Source organism: Acidithiobacillus marinus, from assembly GCF_002847505.1.
In the GTDB taxonomy this organism is placed as follows: Bacteria; Pseudomonadota; Gammaproteobacteria; order Acidithiobacillales; family Acidithiobacillaceae; genus Acidithiobacillus; species Acidithiobacillus marinus.
In genome coordinates, this window is record NZ_MXAV01000002.1 from 19,202 (window position 1) to 41,928 (window position 22,727).

Genomic DNA, 22,727 nt, shown 5'->3' on the forward strand with positions numbered 1-22,727 from the left:
CGCAAAATATTCGCGGCTGGATGCAAGCCCACGATTTTCAGGTCGATTCCCGTACGGGAATGCCGGACTTGGCCATCTCGGCCTTGACCTCAGCAATACGAAACTGGCCAAAATGAAAGACGCTGGCGGCCAGGACCGCATCAGCATGGCCTTGCAATATCCCTTCGGCAAAATGATGGATGGCGCCGACGCCGCCCGAAGCAATGACCGGAACTGCAACCGCATCGCTGACTGCGCGGGTGAGATCCAGATCAAATCCCAGGCCGGTACCATCGCGGTCCATGCTGGTCAGTAGAATTTCACCAGCGCCGTATTCTGCCATGCGTTGGGCCCAGTTCACTGCGTCAAGGCCGGTGGCGTGACGGCCGCCATGGGTAAATACTTCCCAATGATCTCCTACCCGCTTGGCATCAATGGCCACGACGATGCAGGAGTTACCGAAACGCCGGGCTGCCGTCCGCACCAGTTCCGGTTCCTTGACAGCGGCGCTGTTGATGCTGATCTTGTCAGCACCCGCCAATAAGATTTGCCGGATGTCTTCTACGCTGCGCACCCCACCACCGACGGTCAAGGGAATGAATACCTGGGCGGCAACAGCAGAAACTACATCGGCGAGGGTACCTCTTTGTTCATGGCTGGCTGAAATATCGAGAAAGGTCAGTTCATCCGCCCCTTCGTCGTTGTAGCGCTTTGCGACCTCTACGGGATCGCCGGCATCGCGCAGGGCCACAAACTGGACGCCCTTGACGACGCGTCCGTGGTCAATATCCAGACAGGGAATGATGCGCTTGGCGAGCATCCTCCTAAGCCTCGGCCTGAGCACGGGCACTGGCGAAATCCAAGCTGCCTTCATAAATGGCCCGACCGGTGATGGCGCCGGTAATACCATCTTCTTCATGGGCCTTGAGTTCCAGCACCTGCTGCAAATCGGCAATTCCTCCGGAGGCGATGACGGGAATCGGCACTGCCTGAGCCAGCGCGACGGTGGCAGGAATGTTGGGTCCGTTCAACATGCCATCGCGGCTGATATCTGTATATATGATGGCTTCGATACCATCAGCAGCAAAATGTTGGGCCAGATCTACCGGATCATGACGCGACAGCTTGGACCAGCCTTCGGTGGCGACTTTCCCGTCCCGGGCGTCGATGCCGACCATGATGTGCCCCGGAAAACTGACGGCCGCGTCTCGCACGAATCCCGGAGCCTTGACAGCCTGTGTGCCGATGATGACATAGCGGACTCCCGCCTGGATGTAGATTTCGATTTGTTCCTCACTGCGGATGCCGCCACCGACCTGGATTTCCAGATCGGGAAAGCGGTCGCAGATAGCGGCAATAGCCTGAGCATTGACGGGGGTGCCTTGGACCGCACCATCCAGATCGACAATATGCAGGCGTTTGGCGCCACCATCCACCCAGCGCTGGGCAGTGGCTACGGGGTCATCGGAAAAAATGGTATGGTCTTCCATCCGTCCCTGGCGCAAGCGCACACAACTCCCGCCCTTGAGGTCGATGGCCGGAATCAACAACATGACAACATCCTCCGTAAATTCACTTTTACATCATCTGCTTAAATGACACATTGGGAGCCGCAATCGCCATCCCAGGTCAGAAAATTACCGAGCAGGCGGAGTCCGGCATTGCCGCTTTTTTCCGGGTGACATTGCAAGGCAAATAGATTGTCTGCCGCCACTGCTGCGCAGAAAGGGAAAGCGTAGTCGCTGAAGGCTGCCAGAATTTCCGGTGCCGCAGGCTCCACGTAGTAGGAATGCACAAAGTAAAACTGAGCATTCTGAGGGACACTGGCAAAAAGCGGATGATCCACCAATTGATGCAATTCATTCCAACCCATATGGGGGATTTTCAGGCGTTGGCCATCAGGTTTTTGCAGGGTTTCTTCGGGAAAAGGAATGACCCGCCCCGGCAGCAGGCCAAGCCCGGCATGTTCGCCATGTTCTGCGCTACTGTCCATGAGCATTTGCATCCCCAGGCAGATCCCCAGAAAGGGACGGGTCTGGGCTGCCACCCGGACAAAATCACTGAGTTCACGGGCTTCCAGGGCGGCCATGCAATCCCCGAAAGCACCGACACCGGGAAAAATGATCCGATCGGTAGTGGCCAGTTCGCTCACCTGATCGCTGACGACGGCTTTACCACCCAGATATTCCACGGCTTTGGCCACGGAATACAAATTGCCCATGCCATAATCAACAATGCCCACCCGCGCGCCATTCATAGGCTCAGAGTACCTTTGGTGCTGGGCACATGGCCGGCCATGCGCGGATCGGGAGTAATGGCCATACGCAGGGCGCGGCCACAGGCCTTGAACAGGGTTTCGGCAATGTGGTGGGTATTACGGCCGCGCAAGGCATCCAGATGCAGGGTGAGCATGGCATGGTTGACAAAACCCTGGAAAAACTCATGAAAAAGATCCACGTCAAAGCCGCCGACCTGGGCACGGGGGAACTCCACGGCAAAAACCAGACCCGGGCGACCGGAAAGGTCTACCACGACCCGGGACAAGGCTTCGTCCAGCGGCACATAGGCATGTCCGTAGCGCTGAATGCCAGATTTATCCCCTACCGCCTGAGCAAAGGCCTGGCCCAGCGTGATGCCGATGTCTTCGACGCTGTGGTGGGCATCAATATCCAGATCTCCCTGCGCCTGAATGTGCAGATCAAAAAGTCCATGGCGGACAATCTGATGGATCATATGGTCCAGGAAAGGCAGGCCGGTGTGTAAATCTGCCTGGCCGCTGCCATCCAGGTTGAGCTGCACACGAATCTGGGTTTCCAGAGTGTTTCTTTCGACTTCGGCTTGACGCGACTTCACAGTAATGACTCCAGCACGGAGAGGAAACGATCATTTTCGGCGGGTTTGCCGACACTTACCCGCAGATAGTCGCCGAGACGGGGGTGACCTGTAAAGGCCTTGATCAATACCCCGGCGTTTTTCAGGCCTTCATAAATGGCGGGAGCTTTGCCGGGAGCGTGAAACAGCAGGAAATTGGCGGCACTTGGCCATGTCTTCAGATGCAGGGTGGTGATGGCCTGGAACAGCCTTTCCCGTTCAGCCCGGAGAATCTCTGCCTGATTATCCAGCACTTGACTGTGCTGAAGAAAAAAAGCGGCGCTGCGCTGGGTGAGGACGTTGATGTTGTAGGGCAGGCGCAATTTATCCAGTTCCTGAATCCATGCGGTGGGCCCGGCGAGCATGCCCAGGCGTAATCCTGCCAGCCCCTCCTTGGACAGTGTGCGCAAGAGCAGCAGGTTGGGATGCTGTCCCAGTCTCCCGGCAAAAGTGGTCTGGCTGAAGGCATGATAGGCTTCATCCACCACAACCAAACCTGGCGCTGCCTGAATAATGGCCTCTAGAGCGGCCTCAGGGAACAGGCTGCCACTGGGGTTGTTGGGCCAGTCGAGAAAAACGATGGCTGGCTGATCCTCGCTCATGGCCCGAAGCATGGCGGGCAGGTCCAGCTGAAATTCCGCATCCAGAGGCACACCGACAAAGGGCAGCCCCAACTGCTGGGCTAACAGGCGATACATGACAAAACTCGGATCTAGCGCCATGATCGGCCGCCTCGCCCCGGCTACGGCGGTGACCAGAATCTGAATCAACTCGTCGGAGCCGTTACCGAGCATCAGTTCGATGCCAGCTGGCAAGCCAATGTGGGTCTTGAGCGCAGTAATGAGGGATTCGGGACGAGGATCCGGGTAGCGATTCAGCGGGGCATCCGTCAGGCTCTCCAGCCAGGCCTGGCGGAGCAGATCGGGAAGTCCATAGGGATTTTCCATGGCATCCAGTTTGATCAGCCCAGTACTGGGCGCGACCGCATAGGCCTTGCTGGCCAGTAGTTCCGGGCGCAGCAGCGCGGCCATCAGGCTGCTACTCATGATTGAGGGTCCGTCACCCGGCAGGCAGCCGAACGGGCATGGGCGGTCAAACCTTCCCCCAGGGCCAGGCGTTCGGCCAGACGCCCCAGGGTGTTGGCACCGGCGGAGCTGGCCTGAATCAAGCTGCTGCGCTTGACGAAATCATACACTCCCAGCGGGGAGGAGAAGCGGGCGCTGCCGCCCGTGGGCAGGACATGGTTGGGTCCTGCCACATAGTCACCCAAGGCTTCGCAACTGTGGATGCCCATAAAGATGGCGCCGGCATTGTGAATATCGGGCAACCAGCTTTCCGGGTCGCTGACGGCCAGTTCCAGGTGCTCGGCGGCGACCAGATTGGCAATATGGCAGGCCTCGGCGCGATCCCGCACACGGATGACCGCACCGCGATCGGCCCAGCTCTTGCCGGCGATGGGCGCACGGTCGAGCATGGTCAGGGCCTTGTCCACGGCGGCGACCACAGCTTCAATGTGGGCGTCATCCCAGCTGATAAAAATACTCTGGGCGATTTCATCATGTTCGGCCTGGGAGAGCAGATCCCAGGCCAGCCATTCCGCTGGTGCTGAAGCATCGCTGAGAACCAGGATTTCACTGGGTCCGGCAATCATGTCTATGCCGACCCGACCAAAAACCATGCGTTTGGCAGTGGCCACATAAATATTGCCGGGCCCGACAATCTTGTCGACGGCGGGCACCGTCTCCGTGCCATAAGCCAGTGCGGCAACGGCCTGGGCACCACCGATGCGAAACACCCGATGCACGCCGGCAATGGCGGCAGCGGCCAGCACCCAGGGATTCACCTGCCCTTTGGGAGTGGGGACCACCATAATGATTTCTTCAACGCCGGCGACCTGGGCAGGAATCGCATTCATCAGGACGGAGCTGGGATAGGCCGCCTTGCCGCCGGGTACATAAATCCCCACGCGGGATAACGGAAGAATGCGTTGCCCCAGTCGGGTTCCATCGCTTTCCGTGAAGCTCCAGCTCGCACTGCGCTGATGTTCGTGATAACTGCGAATACGTTGGGCGGCGGCTTCTAAGGCTTCGCGCTGCAAAGGCTCCAGGCTGGTGAGGGCTTTTTCCAGATCTGCCCGGGGTATTTCCAGTTCGCCAGCGGTGCTGGTAGTGAGACCATCAAAACGCTCGGTAAAGCTGCGCAGGGCCGCATCGCCCTGATCTCGCACGGCCGTGACAATCTCCCTGACGCGGCTTTCCACCTGCATATCCAGATTGGCATCCCAATCATGCAGGGCATGAAATTGCCGGGTGAAATCGGGGTCGCGGGTGTCAAGACGGTTCATGGCTTACCTGTGCCTCCAGTTGAGCGATCAATTGTTCGATGGCACGGCGCTTCAGTTTCATGGCGGCTCGGTTGACCACGAGGCGGCTTGAAATCGGCATGATTTCCTCCACCTCGACCAGGCCGTTCTCGCGCAGGGTGCGGCCGCTGGATACCAGATCGACAATACGATCTGCCAATCCTACCAGAGGCGCCAGTTCCATGCTGCCGTAGAGCTTGATGATTTCGGTTTGTACGCCCCGGCCATGAAAATAGTCGCGGGTAATGTGCGGATATTTGGTGGCAATGCGCACCCGTTCCCAGCGTTGCGGGACATCGGTGGCCGCCAAGGCGGCGGGTTCAGCGACCGACATGCGGCACAGGCCAATACGCAGGTCCAGTGGCTCATAAAGATCCAGTCCCTCCTGCTCCAGGAGCACATCCTTGCCGGCAATGCCGACATCAGCGGCACCCCAGGTCACATAGGTAGGCACATCACTGGCGCGGATGACCAGAAAGCGGACCTGGGGATCCGTACTGGGGATGATGAGCTTGCGCGATTCGTCAGGATCTTCGGCCAGTTCAATGCCCGCCCCGGCGAATAAAGGGATGGCTTCCTGCAGAATGCGGCCCTTGGAGAGGGCGATGGTAATGCCGGTATTCATGATGCGCTCCTGAGACTACTACTACTGATGCGTCGAATATCCGCGCCGAGAGCGCCCAGTTTTTCCTCGATGACTTCATAACCGCGATCGAGATGGTAAATGCGATCAATGAGGGTTTCCCCTTCTGCCACCAGGCCCGCAAGCACGAGGCAGGCTGATGCCCGCAAATCCGTGGCCATGACCGGCGCACCATGGAGTTTGGGGACACCGCGCACCACGGCAGTTTTGCCGTCGGCAGTGATTTCGGCACCGAGGCGCTGCAATTCGGATACATGCATGAAGCGGTTTTCGAAAATAGTTTCAGTAATCACGCCGCTGCCCTCGGCTATGCAGTTGAGGGCCATGAACTGGGCCTGCATGTCGGTGGGAAAGGCTGGAAAGGGAGCCGTGCGAATATCCACGGCATTTGGACGTTTGTGCATACGCAGACGAATAAGATCGGCGCCCGTGGTTACTTCAGCCCCGGCCTCACGTAATTTGAGGATGACACTTTCCAGCAGGCTGGCATCAGTACGTTTCAGGCAGATGTCTCCCCCGGCCATGGTTGCCGCCACCAGATAAGTACCGGTTTCAATGCGGTCGGCTACCACGCTGTGTTCGGCACCATGCAGTTCCTTGACCCCTTCGATTTCGATGACCGAAGTTCCGGCACCAGAAATGCGCGCTCCCATGGCATTGAGGCAACGCGCCAGATCGACAATTTCTGGTTCACGAGCGGCATTTTCCAGGGTGGTGCGCCCTTCGGCGAGGGTAGCCGCCATGAGCAGATTTTCAGTTCCGGTGACAGAAACGATTTCCATGACAATCCGGGTACCGATGAGACGCGCCGCCCGGGCTTTGACAAAGCCATTTTCTACCGTGATTTCTGCGCCCAGAGCCTGTAAGCCGCTCAGATGGACGCTGACTGGACGACTGCCGATGGCGCAGCCACCGGGAAGACTGACCTCCGCCGAACCGTGACGAGCGAGCAGCGGGCCGAGCACAAGAATGGAGGCCCGCATGGTTTTTACCAGTTCGTAGGGAGCTACCAGGGAGTGTACGGGCCTCGGGTCTACTTCAATGCCGAGTTGACCATCCACCAGTACCCTCGCTCCCAAGGTGCTGAGCAGTTCTAAGGTAGTGGTAATATCCCGCAGATGAGGGATGTTGCGCAACTGCACCGGCTCTTTGGCCAGTAAAGTAGCAGCCAGACAAGGCAGCGCCGCATTTTTTGCCCCGGATATCCGTAGCTCGCCACGCAGGGGGCCGTTACCACGCAGCAGCAATTTGTCCATAAGGTCGTTAAAAACTCCTCAGGCGCTTTGGGCTTTCTCCACCAGTTTCTGGAGTTCACCCTGCTGGTAGAGGTCAGACATGATATCGGAGCCGCCGACAAATTCACCCTGAATATAGAGCTGGGGAATGGTCGGCCAGCTGGAAAACTGCTTGATGCCATCGCGGATTTGCGGATCGGCCAGGACGTCTACGGTGAAAAGTTCCTTGACGCCGGATTGTTGCAGCAACTGTACCGCACGGGCAGAAAATCCGCACTGGGGAGCGCGGGGGTTACCCTTCATGTAGAGTACAACCGGATGCTTTCCAACTTGTTCCTGAATCAGTTCTTGAATGGTAGCCATGCTAATCCTCGTTACGTGTACAGCGTGAATGGGTTTCAGTGGCGGGTAGGGTGACGTATCTGTTCCGCCTGGTCAGGGGTGAGGGTGCGCAGGGACAAGGCATGGATTTCTTCACGCATGCGCTCGCCCAGGGCAGCATAAACCCGCTGGTGTTGCTTGACCGGGGACATGCCGACAAAAGAAGCCGAAATGACGAGCGCCTCGAAGTGGGCACCGTCATCTCCCAGTACTTCTACCTGGGCGTCCGGGAGTTCCTGCTGAATAAGTGATTTGATCAAGTTTGCGTTCATGAGATCTATTGTACCTCATCAGCAGTGATTTGTGATCCCCTGTGACTGGTTTTTCAATACCCGATCCAATTCTACTGGCGGAGTTTGTAACCCCGATCCAGGAGGCGCCAAGCAAAAAAGCCGGTAATCAGTGCAAAGGCCAGGCTGACACCCAGGCTGACCCAGATACTGACATCCGAATCGGCAAAAAAACCGTAACGAAAACCATCAATGATATAGAAAAAGGGATTCACCAAAGAAATCTTCTGCCAGATACCCGGCAAGGATTGCACCGAATAAAACACTCCGGCCAGAAAGGTCAGAGGCATGATGACAAAATTCTGGAAACCGGCGATCTGATCAAATTTTTCGGCCCAGAGCCCGGCGATAAGGCCCAGACTACCCATACCACTGGCTCCGAGGATAGCAAAAACCAAAATCCAGAAAGGGTGAAGAATGGGAATATGCAAATACAACAAGGCCAGCGCAAAAATCGCCAGTCCCACCAAAAGGCCCCGAAACACCGAGGCGGATACCATGGCCGTAAATATTTCGCTGGGGGTGAGGGGGCTGAGCAGTACAAACACAATATTTCCGGTCACCTTGGACTGAATAAGGCTGGAGGAGCTGTTGGCAAAAGCGTTTTGCAAAACAGACATCATCATCAGACCGGGTACAATGAAAGCCGTATAGCTCACGCCCGGATAGACGGTGACATGGCTGCCCAGCGCATGTCCAAACACCACCAGATAGAGGATGGTGGTAATGAGCGGAGCGGCAATGGTTTGCAGCCAGACTTTGCTGAAACGCAGAGTTTCCTTGTAAAACAGGGTCCAGGTGGGAGCCAGGCTGCCCTGGATGCGGGAAGAATTCCTGTTTTCAGGCATGGATTGAAGGTGGTTCGAGATTTCAGACATCGCTACCGCGCAGGCTGGATTCCAGGATTTCTACATAGGCGCTATCACGAATGCGATGTTGCCATTCTTCCATGCGCTCGCGGACGATACGATTAAACAGTTGCATACGCGCGGCGGCCATCAGCTGTTTTTCTTCTACGGGTTGCTGACGTTTGCCCTGAGACTGGAGAATGTAGATGGCATCCCCTTCACGAATCGGGCTACTGACCGCACCGGGTTGCAGGGTAAGCAGCGTACGTTCCAGCGTATCCGGCAATTGTCCAGGGGTAATCCAGCCCATTTCTCCGCCTTTGGCGGCGGTATTGGGATCCTGGCTGTAATTTCGCGCAAGCTCAGAGAAACGACTGCCATCTTGCAGGGCTGTTTGGATATCCTGAGCACGCGCTTCGGCTTCCTGAAGCTGCAGACTGTTTCCGGCGCGCAGCACAATGGCTGCAGCCTTGACTTCAGTAATGGTCGGTTGCTCTTCTTTTTTGTCGAGAAGCTTGAAAATATGGAAACCAGTAGGGCCGGTGATCACCGGGCTGATATCTCCGATTTTCAGGGACATGAGGCTTTGGGATACCGAAGGGGGCAGCTCTCCAGCTTTCACCCAGCCAATGCGTCCACCCTGGAGCGCTTCGCGGCCACTGCTGACCTGCGCGGCGAGACGCGAGAAGTCCTCGCCGGCAATCAGATGGTCCCGCACCTCAGCAGCCTGCTGACGGGCGGCACTGATGGCATTAGGGGTCGGATTATTGGGCAAGGGGATGAAAATCTGCTGCAGATTGAAGCTGACGCCACCCATTTCCTTGAGTTGATGGGCGAAGGTTTTGACTTCATCGGGGCCAACATGGACGTGGCTTTCCACTTCTTGCTGCATAAGTCGATCGACAACAATGCGATCTTTGAGGTCATTGGTGAAGCTTTCCCAGGATTGCCCCTGGCTGGTCAGGGCTTCCCGCAGTTGATCGGCCGTCAGATGATTAGCTTGAGCCAGGTTATTGACGGCCTGATCCAGCATGCTCTTATCCACTTTGATATTGGCGCGGTGGGCCATCTGGAGTTCGATATCCTGCAGGATCATCTGCTGTAGCACCTGACGACGGAGGATGTCCTCGGGGGGCATGGCATTGGGGTCGCTCTGCTGGAGCCGAGCCCTGACGGCACTGACCCGCTGCTCCAGTTGCATGGAAGTGATAATGTTGTCGTTGACGATTGCGATGACTTTATCCAGATTCACGATATTGCTGGGCATGGGTGCCGTCACGGGGGCTAGCGTCGAGTTCTCTGAATAGGTATGGGTGGCTGGTGCTGACGTGGCGGCAGGCAGCGGTCTCTGGGCCAGAAGGGTATCCCGATTCAGAAAAGGGACGCTGGCCCAACCCGCTACAGGCAGTGTTCCGAGTAATAGACCCAGGGCAATAACAATTGGACGACGTTTGCAGGACATCAAAACTCCATACTGGCGCCCGGCACATACTGGCTGAGCAAACCGGTTGAGGCATTACCCAGGCTGGTTAGGCCGCGCAACACGATCTCGAAATAAACAGCATTATTGGACTGTCCGCCAAGCAGGATCTGATGGTAAACCATCATATGGGCTGCCCAGCAGCCGCCATCATAGCCGATCCCTACCAGCTCCTCCAGAGGCTTGCTGTCGGTCACATCATACTGATAGCTCCCCAGTAACTGCCAGTTCTTGAGCACCGGCCAGGCAGCAGAAACTCCGGTTTGATCGACGAAATCCCGGGTAAAGCGATAGTCGAGGTTGATGACCCGCTGGCGGCCAGGCAACCATTGGGCGCGAAAGTTGAGGCGGTCAAGCTGACCGCTCTGGGGATTGATCTGGGAGCTGGCGAGCAGATTCATGTCCGCCAGCGGCGCGTATTGCCCCTCGAAAAAATAATTGGACTGGACGCTCTGGGGAACGATGTCTCCGGCAAGGTTGATTTGCCGCTGGTTGAAGTAGCGAATCTGGCCCACGGCGGCTTCCCAGAGTTGACGCCCGCCGGGAGTCAGCCAGGTACCGCGCAGACCATAGGCGATCTGATTGGCGGCATTGATGCGATCACTGCCGGTATAGAGGACGTTATCGGTAAAAATACTGGGAAAATCCAGATAGGGGGTGCTGGCATCAAAATTGGGAATGTCATTCTGGGCCTGCAAAGGAATGTAGGTATATTTGAAAATGGGTTGCAGAAGCGCCGTGCTGCCATTGCTGCCATAACGGATAAAGTTTAGCCCGCCCTTTAGACTCAGGGCGGGAAGGGTACGGTTGACGGCACGGGCATAGGGCGCATTGCGCTGGACCTGGTAATGGCTATAGTACAGCCGCGCCTGGGGTTCAAGAAAACCCCAGCCCCGACTGAAGCGCCAACCCAGGGTGGGGGTCAGATCCAGGCGCTGACCAATGGGCCCGGTGTTTGCCGAAAAATAATTGAAGCTGCTCTGCCAGTTAAAATAGCCGTTACGGCCCACCCGCCAGTAGCCATCAGCATAAAGGCGAGGCAGTTGGGCGTAGGGTGCCGTACTATCCGGCGCGAGCTCCTGATAACCCTGCAACACCGCGCCCGCACTGATGTGGGCATTGTTGTAATAAATCCCCCCGTTAGAGGTGATATAGGGGGCATTACCAATTCCGCCAATGAAACTGCTGCCGAAACCTGCGGTGCTGCCGAAGTCCGAGAGAAAGTTTTTGTAACTGACACGATTGTAGTTGACATTGAAACTGAAGCCGTCGCCCAGGTTCTGGTTGTGTTGCCAGGAAAGGGCCCAGACATTTTTATGGGTGAGTTGATCCGAGGGGAGCAAATCCACAAAAAGCTTGCCGCTGTAATTGGGCTCTAAATAACGAAACTCGTTTTGCAGCATGACCCCACGGCGGGTGAAATAATTCAGGGTCAAGGTGTCATCCAGATTGCGGGCAATATCAAAATAATAGGGGATGCCCAGGTAAAAGCCGTTGATGGTGGAACTGCCTACCCCCGGAGCCAGAAAGCCCGAATGGCGTTTGAGGGGGAAGCTGAAATAGGGCATCCAGAATACCGGCACTCCCGCCACATTCAGGGTGGTATTTCGGGTGGTCACATAATTATTATTCTGGTTGAGGTCGATCTGGCTGCTCCAGAGTTGCCAGGCCGGGACTTTGCCGTGGCAGGTGGTGTAGCAGGCCTCATTGAGTTGATAGTGACCCTTGCTCAACTCCCGGCCACTTTGGGCGTGGCCGTGTCCCTGTTCGGCTTCAAGCAGATAACGGGGGTGTACGACCACACCTTCGTTGGCCTTGAGATGAATGGTGGCCTGGGGTGCGGCGGTGACCAGCCCCGGGCTGACCATGCGCACATGGCCGTCCGCCAGGATTTCATCCTTGCGCTGGTCGTAGTGCACAGTATCGGCATACACCCGTCTGTCTCCGTAGAGGACCTCGACATTACCGGTGGCCGTCCAATGGCCGCTTCCCAGCCCGTTGACCTGGTCGGCGTAAAGGGTGACGGGTTTTTCCGCCGCCCAGGCCAGGCCGGGACTCAACAAGGTTGCCAGCAGTGCCAGATAAATCCGCCGTCGTGATACAGCGCTGGGTCCGGACGGAAGCGGACTGCCATGCCGAAAATCACGAAGCTGCTGGAGAGGGCTTTTCATAGGCGCCTAAAATCGCACAAAATGCTTTTATGTCGCAATCTCTAAAATCGAACAACATCACTGCGCCGATGATTTCTGCGGAGGGTCTGACGGTACATGCTGCAGCCTGGTTACGCAGCCGGGGGGTGAACCCCGCGCAGGTCCAGGCCATTCCCGGAGACGCCAGCGCCCGGCGCTACTGGCGGCTGACCGGGCAAAGGCTGTTTATGGATGCTCCGGCGCCGGAGGATATTCTGCCTTTTTTGCGGGTGCAACGGCGTTGGCAGAATGCCGGGCTGCCGGTACCCCGCATTCTGGCGGCGCAGTTGCAGCCGGGATTTGTTTTGCTGGAGGATTTGGGGAATACAGACCTCAAGACCATGATCGATGCGGGTACCCATACCGATCTGTGGTTGCAGCAGTCCCTGGATCTGATCATCGCGCTGCAACGGGCTGGCAGTGCTGATCCATCCCGACCCCTCTTGCCCTGTTTTTCCCGGCAACGCCTGGAGGATGAGCTGGTTTTATTCCAGGACTGGTATTTGCGCAAACATCTGGGCGTGACTCTGGATGAAAATGAGCGACAGGTATTGCAACAGCTTTTCGGACTCCTGGTGGACAATGCCTTGCAGCAGCCTCAGGTATGGGTGCACCGGGATTTTCACGCCCGCAATCTCATGGTGCAGCTGGAGCCCCAACGTCTGGTCATGATTGATTTCCAGGATGCCGTGACCGGGCCCTGGACTTATGACCTGGCCTCCTTGCTTTGGGATCGCTATTGGGATTGGGGACAGGACCGACGGCGAGGCTGGATTCTCGATTTTCAGCGCAGGCTGACATCCGGGAGCAAGAAAGCTCTGCCGCAAGAAGCTTTCTTGCGCAGTGTCGAAAGGATGGCTTTGCAACGTAATCTCAAGATTCTCGGCATTTTCTGTCGTCTGGCTTATCGGGATGGCAAGCCCGGCTACCTGGATTTGCTGCCGCAATTTCGAAAATATGTGCTGGATGCCTTGACAGAAGATGCGCAGTTGAGTGCATATCTCCCGATCTTTGTGCGCTGGCTGGAGGCATGATGCGCGCGATGATTCTCGCCGCCGGGCGTGGCGAGCGCTTGCGTCCTTATACGGATCATCTTCCCAAACCCCTGCTGGAAGTGGGCGGCAAGCCCCTTATCGTGCGCCACCTGGAGTCGCTGGCGGCGGCGGGTGTTCGCGAGGCCGTCATCAATATCGGTCATCTCGGTGATCAGATTGTGGCGAGGTTGGGGCATGACTGGCAGGGTGTAAAAATCATCTACAGTGACGAAAGAGCGGGGCGACTGGAGACGGGAGGTGCTTTGATCCGGGCCCTGCCTTATCTGGGCAGCGAACCTTTCCTCTTGGTCAACGGCGATATTTGCACGGATTTTTCCTGGAATCTGCTCCTGCAGGAGAGCACGGCTTCGGTGCATTTGGTGCTGGTGCCCAATCCTGATCACCACCCTGCTGGTGACTTTGTCCTGGATGCGGGGGTAGTGGCTTTGCAGGGCGAAGAACGTCATACTTATGCTGGTATCGCGCGTATTGATCCGACCTTGTTGCAGGCTTATCCGGAACAGTCGGCGCCATTGGCTCCCTGGTTGCGGGAATGGATTGCCGAGGGCATCGTGGCGGGAACCCTGTATCAGGGAATGTGGACCGATGTAGGTACGCCGGAGCGATGGCAGTTGGCGCAAGAAAGATGTAGGGTACGGCACGATGGAATTTGATCTGGTAGCGGTCCAGAAGGCGACAACCGTGCCCACGGAAAGTCGCGAGCATTGGCGTCAGGACTGGTTAAAGTTGATGGATCTCGCGGTCTGGGGAGACTTACGGAGTCAGCAGATTGGTCTGGCTGGCAAATTGCGCAAAAGGGTGCTGGAGTTTGGCGAGCGGTTGCGCTCTTACGCCAGTGACCGGAGCTGGATACCCCATCCCCGTGAGCAGATTAAAAATGCTCTGAGTAGTAGCTTGCAACTACGCGAAGTGATGGCAAAAGTGGGAGAGGTGCTGGGCCAGTTCGCCGAGGGAACCGACCTCGCCGGTCTGCAGGTTTTCTGGGAGGCGTTCAGTGGCGGGCTGATGATGGATATTACGGAGCGCGAAGGCGCGCTGGTTGCCTTGTTGAACCAGCAATACCAAGAAGAAGTTTGATTTATTTTATTCAGGTCTATCAGAACCCTCTATGAAGATTGTTTATACGTTAGTCATTATTGGTGCCTTGGCATTATTTGCCCTGCTTTTGTGGTGGGCGCGTGGACAGGTGGCGATTGGCAGCCATGCGCCGAAAGACAGCAGCAACTGGTATGTCCAACATCCCCAGCACCTTGCCGCAGAGAACATGCGCTGCTGGACCTTGCTGCGTGAAACTTCATTTGCCGACCTTGACAAGGTCATGGCCGCCCATCCCCATTGTCATGCCGTATATGAAGCCATTCAGGAACAGGATGTGACTCGTGCGGATTGAGCGGTGCGTTCCATGATATCTGGTGTGGATGTCAACAGACTGCTGGTCACCGGGCGCGATGTATTGCGTCTCGAGGCGGAAGCAGTGGGCGCATTGGAGGCGCGCCTCGACAACAGTTTTGTCGAAGCCTGTGCAGTCCTGCTGCAATGCGCGGGGCGGGTGGTCGTGAGTGGCATGGGCAAGTCCGGTATTATCGGCAAAAAAATCGCCGCGACCCTGGCCAGTACCGGTAGCCCGGCCTTGTTCCTGCACCCCGCCGAGGGCAGTCATGGTGATCTCGGGATGCTGACCCGCTCCGATTGCCTTCTGGCCCTATCCAATTCGGGAGAAACAGCAGAGTTGCTGGCCATTCTTCCGGTGGTAAAGCGCTTGGCCGTGCCTCTCATCGCCATGACCGGCAATCCTCAATCGACCTTGGCACGCAGCGCCGCTGTGCATCTCAACTGCAGTGTGGAGCGCGAAGCCTGCCCCCTGAATCTGGCGCCAACGGCTTCTACCACAGCGACCCTCGCCATGGGCGATGCCCTGGCCATGGCCTTGTTACAGGCTCGGGGATTTTCGGCAGACGATTTTGCTCTTTCCCACCCCGGCGGCAGTCTCGGCAAGCGCTTGCTGCTGCGGGTCCAGGATGTGATGCATCGGGATCAGGCCCTGCCCAAAGTGCAAAGGGAAACCCTGATGCGTGATGCAGTCCTGGAAATGACCAGCAAGGGGTTGGGCATGACGGCGGTAGTGGACGCAGAGGACCGGGTGCTGGGGATTTTTACCGATGGCGATTTGCGCCGGGCCTTTGCCGAGCGTCAGGATCTCTGGGAGCAACCCATGGCGGCCCTCGCCCATACCCAACCCCGTAGCATCCGTGCCGAGGCGCTGGCCGCCGAAGCACTGGCCCTGATGGAAAGCCATCGAGTGGGTGCCTTGCTGGTCGTCGATGATGATTACAGGCTGATTGGCGCGTTGAATATGCATGATTTGCTGCGGGCCGGGATTGTCTGATGCTTTTAGCGCCGCAAGCCCTGACAGACCGTGCCGCGCAGATTCGGCTGCTGATCCTGGACGTGGACGGAGTGATGACTGATGGCCGCCTGTATTTTGATGATACCGGCTGCGAAAGCAAGGCCTTCCACGTGCGCGATGGTTACGGGATCAAACTGCTGCAGTCCCGGGGGGTGGAGTTGGCCATCATTACCGCACGCTTTTCGCCGGCGGTGGCCCACCGCGCCCGGGATCTGGGTATCCAGCATCTTTTTCAGGGCTGCAAGGACAAACTGCTGGCTTACCGTGAGCTGAAGCTGGCCTTGCAGATCGATGACCCCGAGGTGGCCTACATGGGCGACGATTTGATTGATCTCCCGATTTTGCTCCGCGCCGGACTGGCCACGGCACCTGCTGACGCGCACCCGGAACTGGCCCAGCAGATCCATTGGCAAAGCCGCTATCAGGGTGGTCGCGGCGCCGTGCGCGAATTGTGTGACCTGATTTTGCAGGCCAAAGGTTGCTGGCCAGAGCTGTTGCTGCAGGCCAGCCAAAAGGGACATTGCTGATGTTGCGCCTGCGTCTCCCCAGCCTGGGTTTCACGGTGCTGGTGCTGATTCTTGCCGGGCTGGTCTGGTGGTCCTGGCCGCAGCGTCCCCTGTCCTTGCCCCAGATTGACTGGCAAGGAGAAATCCACAAGGGCGATCAGGCTGCTGAAGATGTGGTCATGCGTCAGTATGATGCTGCCGGGAAACTAGACCTGCTGGCCACTGCCCGGACAGCCTATCACGAACCCCATCGCGATCAGACCATTCTCAGCGACGTAGAGGTGAAACGCTTCCGGCCCGGTCAGGAGCTGAACTTGCGCGCTGATCAGGGAAAAGTCCTGGGTTCCAGTCATCTCATTACCTTGTGGGGAAATGTCATCGGGACGTTGAAACCGGATACCCGCTTTCTGACCGCGAAGGTGCACTATGATCCGCAAACGGGCATTATTAACACCGACGACGCCGTTCGTCTGGAGCGTGGCCAGGATTGGATGACTGGCCATGGACTCTGGGCATCGGTCAAAACCGAGGAGGTCAATATTTTGCAGAATGTGCATGGTGTGTATGCGCCTTAACTACATGCGTCGCAAGCGTTTTTCGGCAAGGCCTTACTGGCCGCTGGCACTGGTCCTGGTTTCCTGGGCAGCGCTGGCAGCGCCCGCCGCCCAACCGCCATTGGCCAAGGGACCTATTCATATCAGTGCCGATACTCTCCATGCCGAAAATAAACCTTCCCAGCAGGCTACTTATCTGGGCAACGTGATCATGACCCAGGGGGATGTGGTCATTCATGCCCACAAGCTCGTGATTGATGCGCTGCAGGGTAAGGTGCAAACGGCCACTGCCACGGGAAGTCCGGTCAGCTTTACCATGTCCAGTGCGCAGCGGCACGGTTATGGCGATACGCTCATTTACAAGCCGGGAACGGCGGAAATTGTGTTGCAGGGGGACGCTCATCTCTGGCAGGAAAAAAACGAAATCAGCGGCCAGCAGGTGACGTACTTTCTCAACAGCCAGCAGACGGCAGTGACCGCCGCGCCCGGACAGCGCGTCCACTCCGTGTTTTATCCTGCAGCAGCCAACCGCTCTGCCAGCGGTGGGAGGCCATGAGCGACCTGCTCCAGGCCCAGTCCCTGGTCAAATCCTACCGGCGCCGCACGGTAGTCCGCGATGTATCTGTCGAGGTTGCGGCTGGCGAGGTGGTGGGCTTGTTGGGCCCCAACGGCGCTGGAAAGACCACGACGTTTTACATGATGGTCGGGCTGGTGCGTCCGAATCGTGGCCACATTTTCCTGCAACAGCGGGACATTACGGCCCTGCCCATGCATGAACGGGCACGTATGGGGCTGGGTTATCTGCCTCAGGAACCCTCCGTATTCCGGCAGATGACAGCAGCAGATAATATTCTCGCGGTTCTGGAAATTCTGCCCCTCAGTAAGACAGAACGGCAGGAGCGGCTGGAACAGCTTTTGGCCGAATTGCATCTGGGGATGCTGCGTGACACCAAGGGGCACAGTCTTTCCGGCGGTGAGCGACGGCGGGTGGAAATTGCCCGTGCCCTGGCCATGAGCCCACGCTTCATCTTGCTGGATGAGCCTTTTGCTGGCATCGACCCGATCTCGGTGCTGGAAATCCAGCGGCTGATTCAGGATTTGCGGGAACGCGGCATTGGCATCCTGATTACCGATCACAACGTGCGCGAAACATTAGGGATTTGCGAACGCGCCTATATACTGCATGATGGCAAGGTGTTGACGGCTGGGAGTCCCCAGGAAATTGTGGATGATCCTATGGTGCGTCAGGTATATCTGGGAGATCAGTTCAGAATCTGAATCTGGAAAGCCATGAAACAAGGTTTAGAACTCAAACTCGGTCAGCATCTGGCCATGACCCCGCAACTGCAGCAGGCTATTCGTCTGCTGCAGTTGTCGACGCTTGATCTGCAGCAGGAAGTGCAGGAAATGCTGGAAAGCAACCCCCTGCTCGATGAGGACGCTGCCGGCGATGAGACCGGGATGTCAGCTGCCGCTCCAGAAGCCAGTGAGGCGCCCGGCGAAGATCGCCAGCTGGATTTGTCTGCCGAAGATACCCTGCCCGATGAATTACCCGTCGACAGTCAGTGGGATGATGTATTTGATATGGGTTCCAGCACCTCCGGTGGCGGTGCTGATGATGAACTTCCCGACTTTGAGGCGCGCAACAGCCAGAGTCAGAGTCTTCAGGATTATTTGCGTTGGCAGGCGGATTTGACGCACTTCAGTTCTGAAGAGCGAAATATGGCAGAAATGATCATTGATGCCATTGATGAGCGCGGCTATCTGATCGAAAAGCCAGAGGATCTTGCGGGCGCTATGGGGGTCGAAACAACACTGCTCCAGGCCGTGTTGCAGCGTATTCAGGACTTTGATCCTCCCGGTGTGGCAGCCCGGGATCTGGGAGAATGTCTTTATTTGCAACTCCGGCAGTTGCCCGATGTGGATCCTGAGGTCCAACAATTGGCGATGAAGCTGGTGCAGGACCATTTGCAAGCCCTGGGCCGCCATGATTATTCCCGCTTATGTGCCAGTCTGGGGGTCGATGAAGTCAGACTAGGAGCAGCCATGGCGCTGATTTCTGCTCTCAATCCCAAGCCCGGTGAAGAAATCGGCAGTGAAAACACCGAGTACGTCATTCCCGATGTCATCGTCCGCTGGTCTGGCAAAAGATTGCGGGTGGATCTGAACCCTGAGGCTATGCCCAAACTCCGCATCAATCGCCGCTACGCCGGTATGGCGGGTGGTAAGGATGCCGCCCATAAATATATTCAGGATCAGCTCAATGAGGCACGCTGGTTTATCAAAAGCCTGCAAAGCCGCCAGGAAACCATTCTGAAAGTTGCCCGGGCGATTGTCGAAAAACAGAAAGATTTTTTTATCAACGGCCCCGAGTCCATGCGACCCATGGTGCTGCGCCATATTGCCGAGGCTGTGGAAATGCATGAGTCCACCGTCTCCCGGGTAACCAACCAGAAATACATGGTCACGCCTCGGGGTCTTTATGAGTTCAAATACTTTTTTTCCAGTCATGTGGGAACGGACAGCGGCGGTTCGGCATCGGCGACGGCCATTCGTGCCCTGTTGATCAAATTGACCCAGGCCGAGAATCCCAAACATCCCTTGAGTGATGCGGAAATAGCCAAGGTGCTTGCCGAGCAGGGCATCCAGATTGCCCGGCGGACCGTAGCCAAGTATCGGGAGGCCGCCAATATTCCTCCCGCGAGCCAGCGCCGGCGGCTTTAGGCTTCCATCTGCCACAGGACACAGCAGGGTTTTTTGTGGCGGCAGTTGGCGCTACACTGAAGTTGGACCCCATTCAGGGGGATTATCATAAGCAAGCCTCGCAAGAGGACAGGAGAGCGCCATGCAAATTACCATTACCGGTCAGCACCTGGATCTGACAGAAGCTTTGAAAAATCATACAGAAGAAAAAATTGGCAAACTCGATCGACATTTTGATCAGGTGATTGATGCCCGGGTTGTCCTGAAACATGCGCCTCATGAGAATCCCGAAAACACCGCTGATGTGACCATGTATGCGGCGGGCCACGTATTCCACGCCGAATCCCGGCACGCGGACATGTATCGGGCACTGGATATGGTAACGGAAAAGCTGGAGAGTCAAATTGATAGTTACAAGGAAAAGCGTCAGGACCGCCGTAACGATCATTCTGCCGACTTGGCCGTTATTGCCGAGACGGAATGAACCCTGACGATGACGACTCTGCCTTTAGCTCCCCAACACATTCTGATTGATCCCCCGGTTGCGGATGCCGGAGCAGCGCTTGAAGCTCTGGCGGCCCTGTTGGCAGAGTCTACGGGACAATCCCCCGCCCTGATTGCCGAGGCCCTGAAAAGCCGGGAGGCCCAGGGTTCCACAGGGATAGGACATGGCGTAGCCCTGCCCCATGCGCGCATTGATGGCGCCAGTGAAGTGGCTGTGGCGGTATTGCGCAGTGCTCAAGGCATTCCTTTCGCCGCTCCCGACGGGCTGGATGTACGGGTGTTTATTGCTGTGGCTGTGCCCAAGGCTGCTGCCACGGCGCATCTTGAAGTTCTTTCGAATCTGGCCGTGCGTCTGGCATCTGAGGAAGTGCGCACAGAGTTGCTCAAGGTGTCCGATAGTGCCGGTTTTTTTGCGGTATTGACTCATTCTGATTAGCTTTCAGGAGGGACGCAGGCATGGAAAGACAAATCAGTCTGCGTCGGCTGTGCGAAGATCTCCACAAGGAAATGTTCTGGGACTGTCTTTACCGACCAGATAAGGATTTTCACTTACGCGGTGATCCCTGGGCAGAAGACGATGTCGGCGGAGCCGCCCTGGTTGGATTCCTGAATTTTATTCGTCCTCATGTCGTGCAAATAGCGGGCACCTGTGAGCTGCAGTTTTTACACCAGCATCCCCAGCGTTTCGCACAGTTCCTGACGGAAAAGCTGCGTTTGATCGTGCTTTGTGAAAAGCAGAGCCTGAGCCCGGAAATGCTGGAAACCCTTCAGAATCGCCAAGTGGCGGTCATGGCGACCACCCTGGAGGCGCAGAAAGTGCTGGCCCGCCTGCAGCTTTATCTGCATCGTGTGCTCGCCGCCCGCCAGCAGGTTCATGGGGTGTTGGTGGATGTGCTGGGGGTGGGGTTGCTGTTGCAGGGCGAGGCGGGTATCGGTAAAAGCGAGTTGGCTCTGGAACTGGTCAGCCGGGGTCATCGTCTGGTGGCGGACGACAGCGTCCTTTGTGTGCGTGAGGCTCCTCAGGTCATCACCGGCCATTGTCCAGCGCCACTCAGGAATTTTCTCGAGGTGCGCGGTCTGGGCATCATTAATATCCGGGAGTTTTTTGGGGCGGCGGCCATCGTCCGTTCCAAGCGCATTCGCCTGGTAGTGGAAATTCAGGATATGCATGACATGGAAATGGCCGATATCGACCGTCTCCAGGGTAAAGTCGATCATCTCGATATTCTTGGGGTTCCCTTGACCCGGCTGCGTATTCCGGTATCGGCCGCCCGTAACCTTGCGGTATTGGTAGAAGCGGCGGCGCGCAGTCAGTATGTGAAAGAGTCAGGAGGCGATATGCTGGCTGACTTTGAAGAGCAGGTACGCCTGAGTGCCGGAGAGGAATGACGATGGAAAGGGATTTCATTATTGTCAGCGGGCTGTCCGGATCGGGAAAATCTACGGTACTTCAGGCGCTTGAAGATCAGGGTTATTACTGTGCAGATAATTTACCCGCTACCCTCCTGCAGGCTTTTGGTGCGCAGTTGGCGCATCGCGAGGGACATGCCCTGCTAGCCGCCGTCAGCATTGATGTGCGCAACCGTGACTTTTTTGCGGCTCTGCCCCAGGCGTTGAAGGATTTACGGGATGCTTACGGATTGCATCCGCGCATCCTCTTTCTGGAGGCCAGTGAAAGCACTCTCCTGCAACGCTATAGTGAAACCCGGCGCCGCCATCCGCTGACGGATGACAGTGCTGCCACTCCCGGCGAATCCCTGATCAAAGCCTTGCAGCGAGAACGGGAGTTGGTGCAACCCCTGGCCGATATGGCCGATAAAAGGCTGGATACCTCACAGATCAATACTCACCAGCTGCGTTTGCGAGTGCAGGCCTGGAGCCTGGCGTCCCGCCATTACGGAGAACTGGTGCTGCTCTTGCAGTCTTTTGCTTTCAAGCGGGGCCTGCCTTTGGATTCGGATTTTGTGTTTGATCTGCGTGCCCTGCCCAATCCACATTATGAGCCAGAACTGCGGGCCTTGACCGGGCGCGATCCGGCAGTGCAGGCGTTTCTGGCCAGACGCCCAGAGCTGCAAGCGGCTATGGGGTCTCTCAACGAGTTTCTCCGAAACTGGCTGCCACCTTTTGCCCGTGAGCACCGTAATTATGTGACCGTTTCCCTGGGCTGTACGGGAGGACAGCATCGCAGCGTCTACATGGTAGAAGTGCTGGCCCGGGAACTGTTGGGCAAGGGCCAACGTATCCTGATACAACATCGGGAACTCAACATCACCGAGACCTTGACATGATCCACATCGTGCTACTGACTCATGTGGGGATGGGGCAGGCATTTGCCAATACCCTGCGGCATATTTTCGGCACATTGCCGACGGCGGTGGAAGTGGTGGAGATTCTCCCCGATGAAAGTCCGGAAAATGGGCGTCGCTGTCTCTGGGAGTTGATAGAAAACCTGGCTGATGATGATGCCATGCTGATTCTTAATGATCTTTATGGAGCGACGCCAGCCAATCTGATTCCGGCGATTCTTCCCGAGGAGCGGGTGGCAGCAGTGAGTGGTTTGAGCCTGCCCATGTTGCTGCGCGCTTTGTCACGACGTGAAGAAGGGCTGGCTGCAGCCCGTCAAGGCGCCATGGATGGTGCTGTCCAGGGTGTCGTGGACATTCTGGCCAAGCGCGCGGCGCCACTTGCTCGTCCTTCCCCCTGACCCCGGCACAGGGCGA

At 57.0% G+C, this 22,727-nt stretch carries 28 protein-coding genes; 15 read left to right on the forward strand and 13 right to left on the reverse strand.

Annotation, left to right across the window (positions count from 1 at the left end; translation table 11 throughout):
- Nucleotides 1–37: 37 nt before the first annotated feature.
- The 13 genes from hisF to B1757_RS00355 all read right to left on the reverse strand — a co-directional run bounded on the left by hisF (nt 38) and on the right by B1757_RS00355 (nt 12,260).
- Complete coding sequence (hisF, locus tag B1757_RS00295; RefSeq protein WP_101536422.1) at nt 38–799, reverse strand: imidazole glycerol phosphate synthase subunit HisF; 762 nt, start codon at nt 797–799, stop codon at nt 38–40.
- Between the two features lie 4 nt (nt 800–803).
- The gene (gene hisA, locus B1757_RS00300) at nt 804–1,532 is read right to left on the reverse strand and encodes a 1-(5-phosphoribosyl)-5-[(5-phosphoribosylamino)methylideneamino]imidazole-4-carboxamide isomerase (RefSeq protein WP_101536423.1); all 729 of its coding nucleotides are present in this window, start codon (nt 1,530–1,532) and stop codon (nt 804–806) included.
- A gap of 38 nt (nt 1,533–1,570) precedes the next feature.
- The gene (gene hisH, locus B1757_RS00305; RefSeq protein ID WP_101536424.1) at nt 1,571–2,236 is read right to left on the reverse strand and encodes an imidazole glycerol phosphate synthase subunit HisH; all 666 of its coding nucleotides are present in this window, start codon (nt 2,234–2,236) and stop codon (nt 1,571–1,573) included.
- On the reverse strand, nt 2,233–2,832 hold the full coding sequence (gene hisB / locus B1757_RS00310; protein ID WP_101536425.1) for an imidazoleglycerol-phosphate dehydratase HisB: 600 nt from the start codon (nt 2,830–2,832) through the stop codon (nt 2,233–2,235). The genes hisH and hisB overlap by 4 nt, the downstream gene beginning before the upstream one ends.
- Complete coding sequence (gene hisC / locus B1757_RS00315; RefSeq protein WP_101536426.1) at nt 2,829–3,896, reverse strand: histidinol-phosphate transaminase; 1,068 nt, start codon at nt 3,894–3,896, stop codon at nt 2,829–2,831. Before hisC ends, hisB begins: the two co-directional genes overlap by 4 nt.
- Nucleotides 3,893–5,194 (reverse strand): histidinol dehydrogenase, encoded by a 1,302-nt coding sequence (gene hisD, locus B1757_RS00320; RefSeq protein WP_101536427.1) that lies wholly within the window; start codon nt 5,192–5,194, stop codon nt 3,893–3,895. The genes hisC and hisD overlap by 4 nt, the downstream gene beginning before the upstream one ends.
- Nucleotides 5,181–5,837, reverse strand: coding sequence for an ATP phosphoribosyltransferase (gene hisG / locus B1757_RS00325; RefSeq protein WP_101536428.1), 657 nt, complete (start codon nt 5,835–5,837; stop codon nt 5,181–5,183). The genes hisD and hisG overlap by 14 nt, the downstream gene beginning before the upstream one ends.
- Nucleotides 5,834–7,111 carry a UDP-N-acetylglucosamine 1-carboxyvinyltransferase gene (gene murA / locus B1757_RS00330; protein WP_101536429.1) on the reverse strand — a complete coding sequence of 426 codons (1,278 nt, stop codon included), beginning with the start codon at nt 7,109–7,111 and terminating at the stop codon, nt 5,834–5,836. Before murA ends, hisG begins: the two co-directional genes overlap by 4 nt.
- Nucleotides 7,112–7,129: 18 nt before the next feature.
- On the reverse strand, nt 7,130–7,453 hold the full coding sequence (gene grxD, locus B1757_RS00335) for a Grx4 family monothiol glutaredoxin (RefSeq protein WP_101536430.1): 324 nt from the start codon (nt 7,451–7,453) through the stop codon (nt 7,130–7,132).
- A gap of 35 nt (nt 7,454–7,488) precedes the next feature.
- Nucleotides 7,489–7,743: a BolA family protein gene (locus B1757_RS00340; RefSeq protein WP_101536431.1), complete on the reverse strand. Its 255-nt coding sequence runs from the start codon at nt 7,741–7,743 to the stop codon at nt 7,489–7,491.
- A 71-nt stretch (nt 7,744–7,814) separates the two neighbouring features.
- A complete protein-coding gene (locus tag B1757_RS00345) occupies nt 7,815–8,609 on the reverse strand; it encodes an ABC transporter permease (RefSeq protein WP_101536451.1) in 795 nt (264 codons plus the stop codon).
- A 22-nt stretch (nt 8,610–8,631) separates the two neighbouring features.
- Complete coding sequence (locus B1757_RS00350) at nt 8,632–10,071, reverse strand: peptidylprolyl isomerase (RefSeq protein WP_101536432.1); 1,440 nt, start codon at nt 10,069–10,071, stop codon at nt 8,632–8,634.
- Entirely contained in the window at nt 10,071–12,260 is a 2,190-nt protein-coding gene (locus B1757_RS00355; protein WP_101536433.1) for an LPS-assembly protein LptD, read from the reverse strand. Before B1757_RS00355 ends, B1757_RS00350 begins: the two co-directional genes overlap by 1 nt.
- Before the next feature lie 29 nt (nt 12,261–12,289).
- Between B1757_RS00355 and B1757_RS00360 the strand changes: the two genes are divergently transcribed.
- The 15 genes from B1757_RS00360 to B1757_RS00430 all read left to right on the forward strand — a co-directional run bounded on the left by B1757_RS00360 (nt 12,290) and on the right by B1757_RS00430 (nt 22,711).
- A complete protein-coding gene (locus B1757_RS00360) occupies nt 12,290–13,312 on the forward strand; it encodes an aminoglycoside phosphotransferase family protein (RefSeq protein WP_101536434.1) in 1,023 nt (340 codons plus the stop codon).
- Complete coding sequence (gene murU / locus B1757_RS00365) at nt 13,309–13,986, forward strand: N-acetylmuramate alpha-1-phosphate uridylyltransferase MurU (protein ID WP_253253634.1); 678 nt, start codon at nt 13,309–13,311, stop codon at nt 13,984–13,986. The genes B1757_RS00360 and murU overlap by 4 nt, the downstream gene beginning before the upstream one ends.
- Entirely contained in the window at nt 13,976–14,410 is a 435-nt protein-coding gene (locus tag B1757_RS00370) for a hypothetical protein (RefSeq protein WP_101536436.1), read from the forward strand. Before murU ends, B1757_RS00370 begins: the two co-directional genes overlap by 11 nt.
- Before the next feature lie 31 nt (nt 14,411–14,441).
- Nucleotides 14,442–14,723 carry a hypothetical protein gene (locus tag B1757_RS00375; protein WP_101536437.1) on the forward strand — a complete coding sequence of 94 codons (282 nt, stop codon included), beginning with the start codon at nt 14,442–14,444 and terminating at the stop codon, nt 14,721–14,723.
- 12 nt (nt 14,724–14,735) lie between these two features.
- Nucleotides 14,736–15,719, forward strand: a complete 984-nt coding sequence (locus B1757_RS00380) for a KpsF/GutQ family sugar-phosphate isomerase (RefSeq protein WP_101536438.1) — start codon at nt 14,736–14,738, stop codon at nt 15,717–15,719.
- Nucleotides 15,719–16,267 (forward strand): KdsC family phosphatase, encoded by a 549-nt coding sequence (locus B1757_RS00385; RefSeq protein ID WP_101536439.1) that lies wholly within the window; start codon nt 15,719–15,721, stop codon nt 16,265–16,267. The genes B1757_RS00380 and B1757_RS00385 overlap by 1 nt, the downstream gene beginning before the upstream one ends.
- Nucleotides 16,267–16,821, forward strand: a complete 555-nt coding sequence (lptC, locus tag B1757_RS00390; RefSeq protein WP_101536440.1) for an LPS export ABC transporter periplasmic protein LptC — start codon at nt 16,267–16,269, stop codon at nt 16,819–16,821. Before B1757_RS00385 ends, lptC begins: the two co-directional genes overlap by 1 nt.
- Nucleotides 16,811–17,356 (forward strand): lipopolysaccharide transport periplasmic protein LptA, encoded by a 546-nt coding sequence (gene lptA / locus B1757_RS00395; RefSeq protein WP_101536441.1) that lies wholly within the window; start codon nt 16,811–16,813, stop codon nt 17,354–17,356. Before lptC ends, lptA begins: the two co-directional genes overlap by 11 nt.
- The gene (lptB, locus tag B1757_RS00400; protein ID WP_101536442.1) at nt 17,353–18,078 is read left to right on the forward strand and encodes an LPS export ABC transporter ATP-binding protein; all 726 of its coding nucleotides are present in this window, start codon (nt 17,353–17,355) and stop codon (nt 18,076–18,078) included. Before lptA ends, lptB begins: the two co-directional genes overlap by 4 nt.
- Nucleotides 18,079–18,090: 12 nt before the next feature.
- A complete protein-coding gene (locus B1757_RS00405) occupies nt 18,091–19,524 on the forward strand; it encodes an RNA polymerase factor sigma-54 (RefSeq protein ID WP_101536443.1) in 1,434 nt (477 codons plus the stop codon).
- Nucleotides 19,525–19,645: 121 nt separating this feature from the next.
- Nucleotides 19,646–19,987, forward strand: coding sequence for a ribosome hibernation-promoting factor, HPF/YfiA family (hpf, locus tag B1757_RS00410; RefSeq protein ID WP_101536444.1), 342 nt, complete (start codon nt 19,646–19,648; stop codon nt 19,985–19,987).
- A 9-nt stretch (nt 19,988–19,996) separates the two neighbouring features.
- Entirely contained in the window at nt 19,997–20,443 is a 447-nt protein-coding gene (locus B1757_RS00415) for a PTS sugar transporter subunit IIA (protein WP_101536445.1), read from the forward strand.
- A gap of 20 nt (nt 20,444–20,463) precedes the next feature.
- The gene (gene hprK / locus B1757_RS00420; RefSeq protein WP_101536446.1) at nt 20,464–21,396 is read left to right on the forward strand and encodes an HPr(Ser) kinase/phosphatase; all 933 of its coding nucleotides are present in this window, start codon (nt 20,464–20,466) and stop codon (nt 21,394–21,396) included.
- On the forward strand, nt 21,393–22,295 hold the full coding sequence (rapZ, locus tag B1757_RS00425; protein WP_101536447.1) for an RNase adapter RapZ: 903 nt from the start codon (nt 21,393–21,395) through the stop codon (nt 22,293–22,295). Before hprK ends, rapZ begins: the two co-directional genes overlap by 4 nt.
- Nucleotides 22,292–22,711: a PTS sugar transporter subunit IIA gene (locus B1757_RS00430; RefSeq protein WP_101536448.1), complete on the forward strand. Its 420-nt coding sequence runs from the start codon at nt 22,292–22,294 to the stop codon at nt 22,709–22,711. Before rapZ ends, B1757_RS00430 begins: the two co-directional genes overlap by 4 nt.
- Nucleotides 22,712–22,727 lie beyond the last annotated feature (16 nt).

What these genes read in the sequence shown, in the direction of transcription:
- hprK (WP_101536446.1), top strand. Translation starts at nt 20,464, where the DNA reads ATGGAAAGACAAATCAGTCTGCGTCGGCTGTGCGAAGATCTCCACAAG.
- grxD (WP_101536430.1), bottom strand. Translation starts at nt 7,453, where the DNA reads ATGGCTACCATTCAAGAACTGATTCAGGAACAAGTTGGAAAGCATCCG.
- hisD (WP_101536427.1), bottom strand. Translation starts at nt 5,194, where the DNA reads ATGAACCGTCTTGACACCCGCGACCCCGATTTCACCCGGCAATTTCAT.
- B1757_RS00385 (WP_101536439.1), top strand. Translation starts at nt 15,719, where the DNA reads ATGCTTTTAGCGCCGCAAGCCCTGACAGACCGTGCCGCGCAGATTCGG.
- murA (WP_101536429.1), bottom strand. Translation starts at nt 7,111, where the DNA reads ATGGACAAATTGCTGCTGCGTGGTAACGGCCCCCTGCGTGGCGAGCTA.
- lptC (WP_101536440.1), top strand. Translation starts at nt 16,267, where the DNA reads ATGTTGCGCCTGCGTCTCCCCAGCCTGGGTTTCACGGTGCTGGTGCTG.
- B1757_RS00405 (WP_101536443.1), top strand. Translation starts at nt 18,091, where the DNA reads ATGAAACAAGGTTTAGAACTCAAACTCGGTCAGCATCTGGCCATGACC.
- rapZ (WP_101536447.1), top strand. Translation starts at nt 21,393, where the DNA reads ATGACGATGGAAAGGGATTTCATTATTGTCAGCGGGCTGTCCGGATCG.
- hisH (WP_101536424.1), bottom strand. Translation starts at nt 2,236, where the DNA reads ATGAATGGCGCGCGGGTGGGCATTGTTGATTATGGCATGGGCAATTTG.
- murU (WP_253253634.1), top strand. Translation starts at nt 13,309, where the DNA reads ATGATGCGCGCGATGATTCTCGCCGCCGGGCGTGGCGAGCGCTTGCGT.
- hisG (WP_101536428.1), bottom strand. Translation starts at nt 5,837, where the DNA reads ATGAATACCGGCATTACCATCGCCCTCTCCAAGGGCCGCATTCTGCAG.
- B1757_RS00355 (WP_101536433.1), bottom strand. Translation starts at nt 12,260, where the DNA reads ATGAAAAGCCCTCTCCAGCAGCTTCGTGATTTTCGGCATGGCAGTCCG.
- B1757_RS00350 (WP_101536432.1), bottom strand. Translation starts at nt 10,071, where the DNA reads ATGTCCTGCAAACGTCGTCCAATTGTTATTGCCCTGGGTCTATTACTC.
- B1757_RS00430 (WP_101536448.1), top strand. Translation starts at nt 22,292, where the DNA reads ATGATCCACATCGTGCTACTGACTCATGTGGGGATGGGGCAGGCATTT.
- B1757_RS00375 (WP_101536437.1), top strand. Translation starts at nt 14,442, where the DNA reads ATGAAGATTGTTTATACGTTAGTCATTATTGGTGCCTTGGCATTATTT.
- B1757_RS00370 (WP_101536436.1), top strand. Translation starts at nt 13,976, where the DNA reads ATGGAATTTGATCTGGTAGCGGTCCAGAAGGCGACAACCGTGCCCACG.
- B1757_RS00345 (WP_101536451.1), bottom strand. Translation starts at nt 8,609, where the DNA reads ATGCCTGAAAACAGGAATTCTTCCCGCATCCAGGGCAGCCTGGCTCCC.
- B1757_RS00380 (WP_101536438.1), top strand. Translation starts at nt 14,736, where the DNA reads ATGATATCTGGTGTGGATGTCAACAGACTGCTGGTCACCGGGCGCGAT.
- hisF (WP_101536422.1), bottom strand. Translation starts at nt 799, where the DNA reads ATGCTCGCCAAGCGCATCATTCCCTGTCTGGATATTGACCACGGACGC.
- lptA (WP_101536441.1), top strand. Translation starts at nt 16,811, where the DNA reads ATGCGCCTTAACTACATGCGTCGCAAGCGTTTTTCGGCAAGGCCTTAC.
- B1757_RS00360 (WP_101536434.1), top strand. Translation starts at nt 12,290, where the DNA reads ATGTCGCAATCTCTAAAATCGAACAACATCACTGCGCCGATGATTTCT.
- B1757_RS00340 (WP_101536431.1), bottom strand. Translation starts at nt 7,743, where the DNA reads ATGAACGCAAACTTGATCAAATCACTTATTCAGCAGGAACTCCCGGAC.
- hpf (WP_101536444.1), top strand. Translation starts at nt 19,646, where the DNA reads ATGCAAATTACCATTACCGGTCAGCACCTGGATCTGACAGAAGCTTTG.
- hisA (WP_101536423.1), bottom strand. Translation starts at nt 1,532, where the DNA reads ATGTTGTTGATTCCGGCCATCGACCTCAAGGGCGGGAGTTGTGTGCGC.
- hisC (WP_101536426.1), bottom strand. Translation starts at nt 3,896, where the DNA reads ATGAGTAGCAGCCTGATGGCCGCGCTGCTGCGCCCGGAACTACTGGCC.
- B1757_RS00415 (WP_101536445.1), top strand. Translation starts at nt 19,997, where the DNA reads ATGACGACTCTGCCTTTAGCTCCCCAACACATTCTGATTGATCCCCCG.
- lptB (WP_101536442.1), top strand. Translation starts at nt 17,353, where the DNA reads ATGAGCGACCTGCTCCAGGCCCAGTCCCTGGTCAAATCCTACCGGCGC.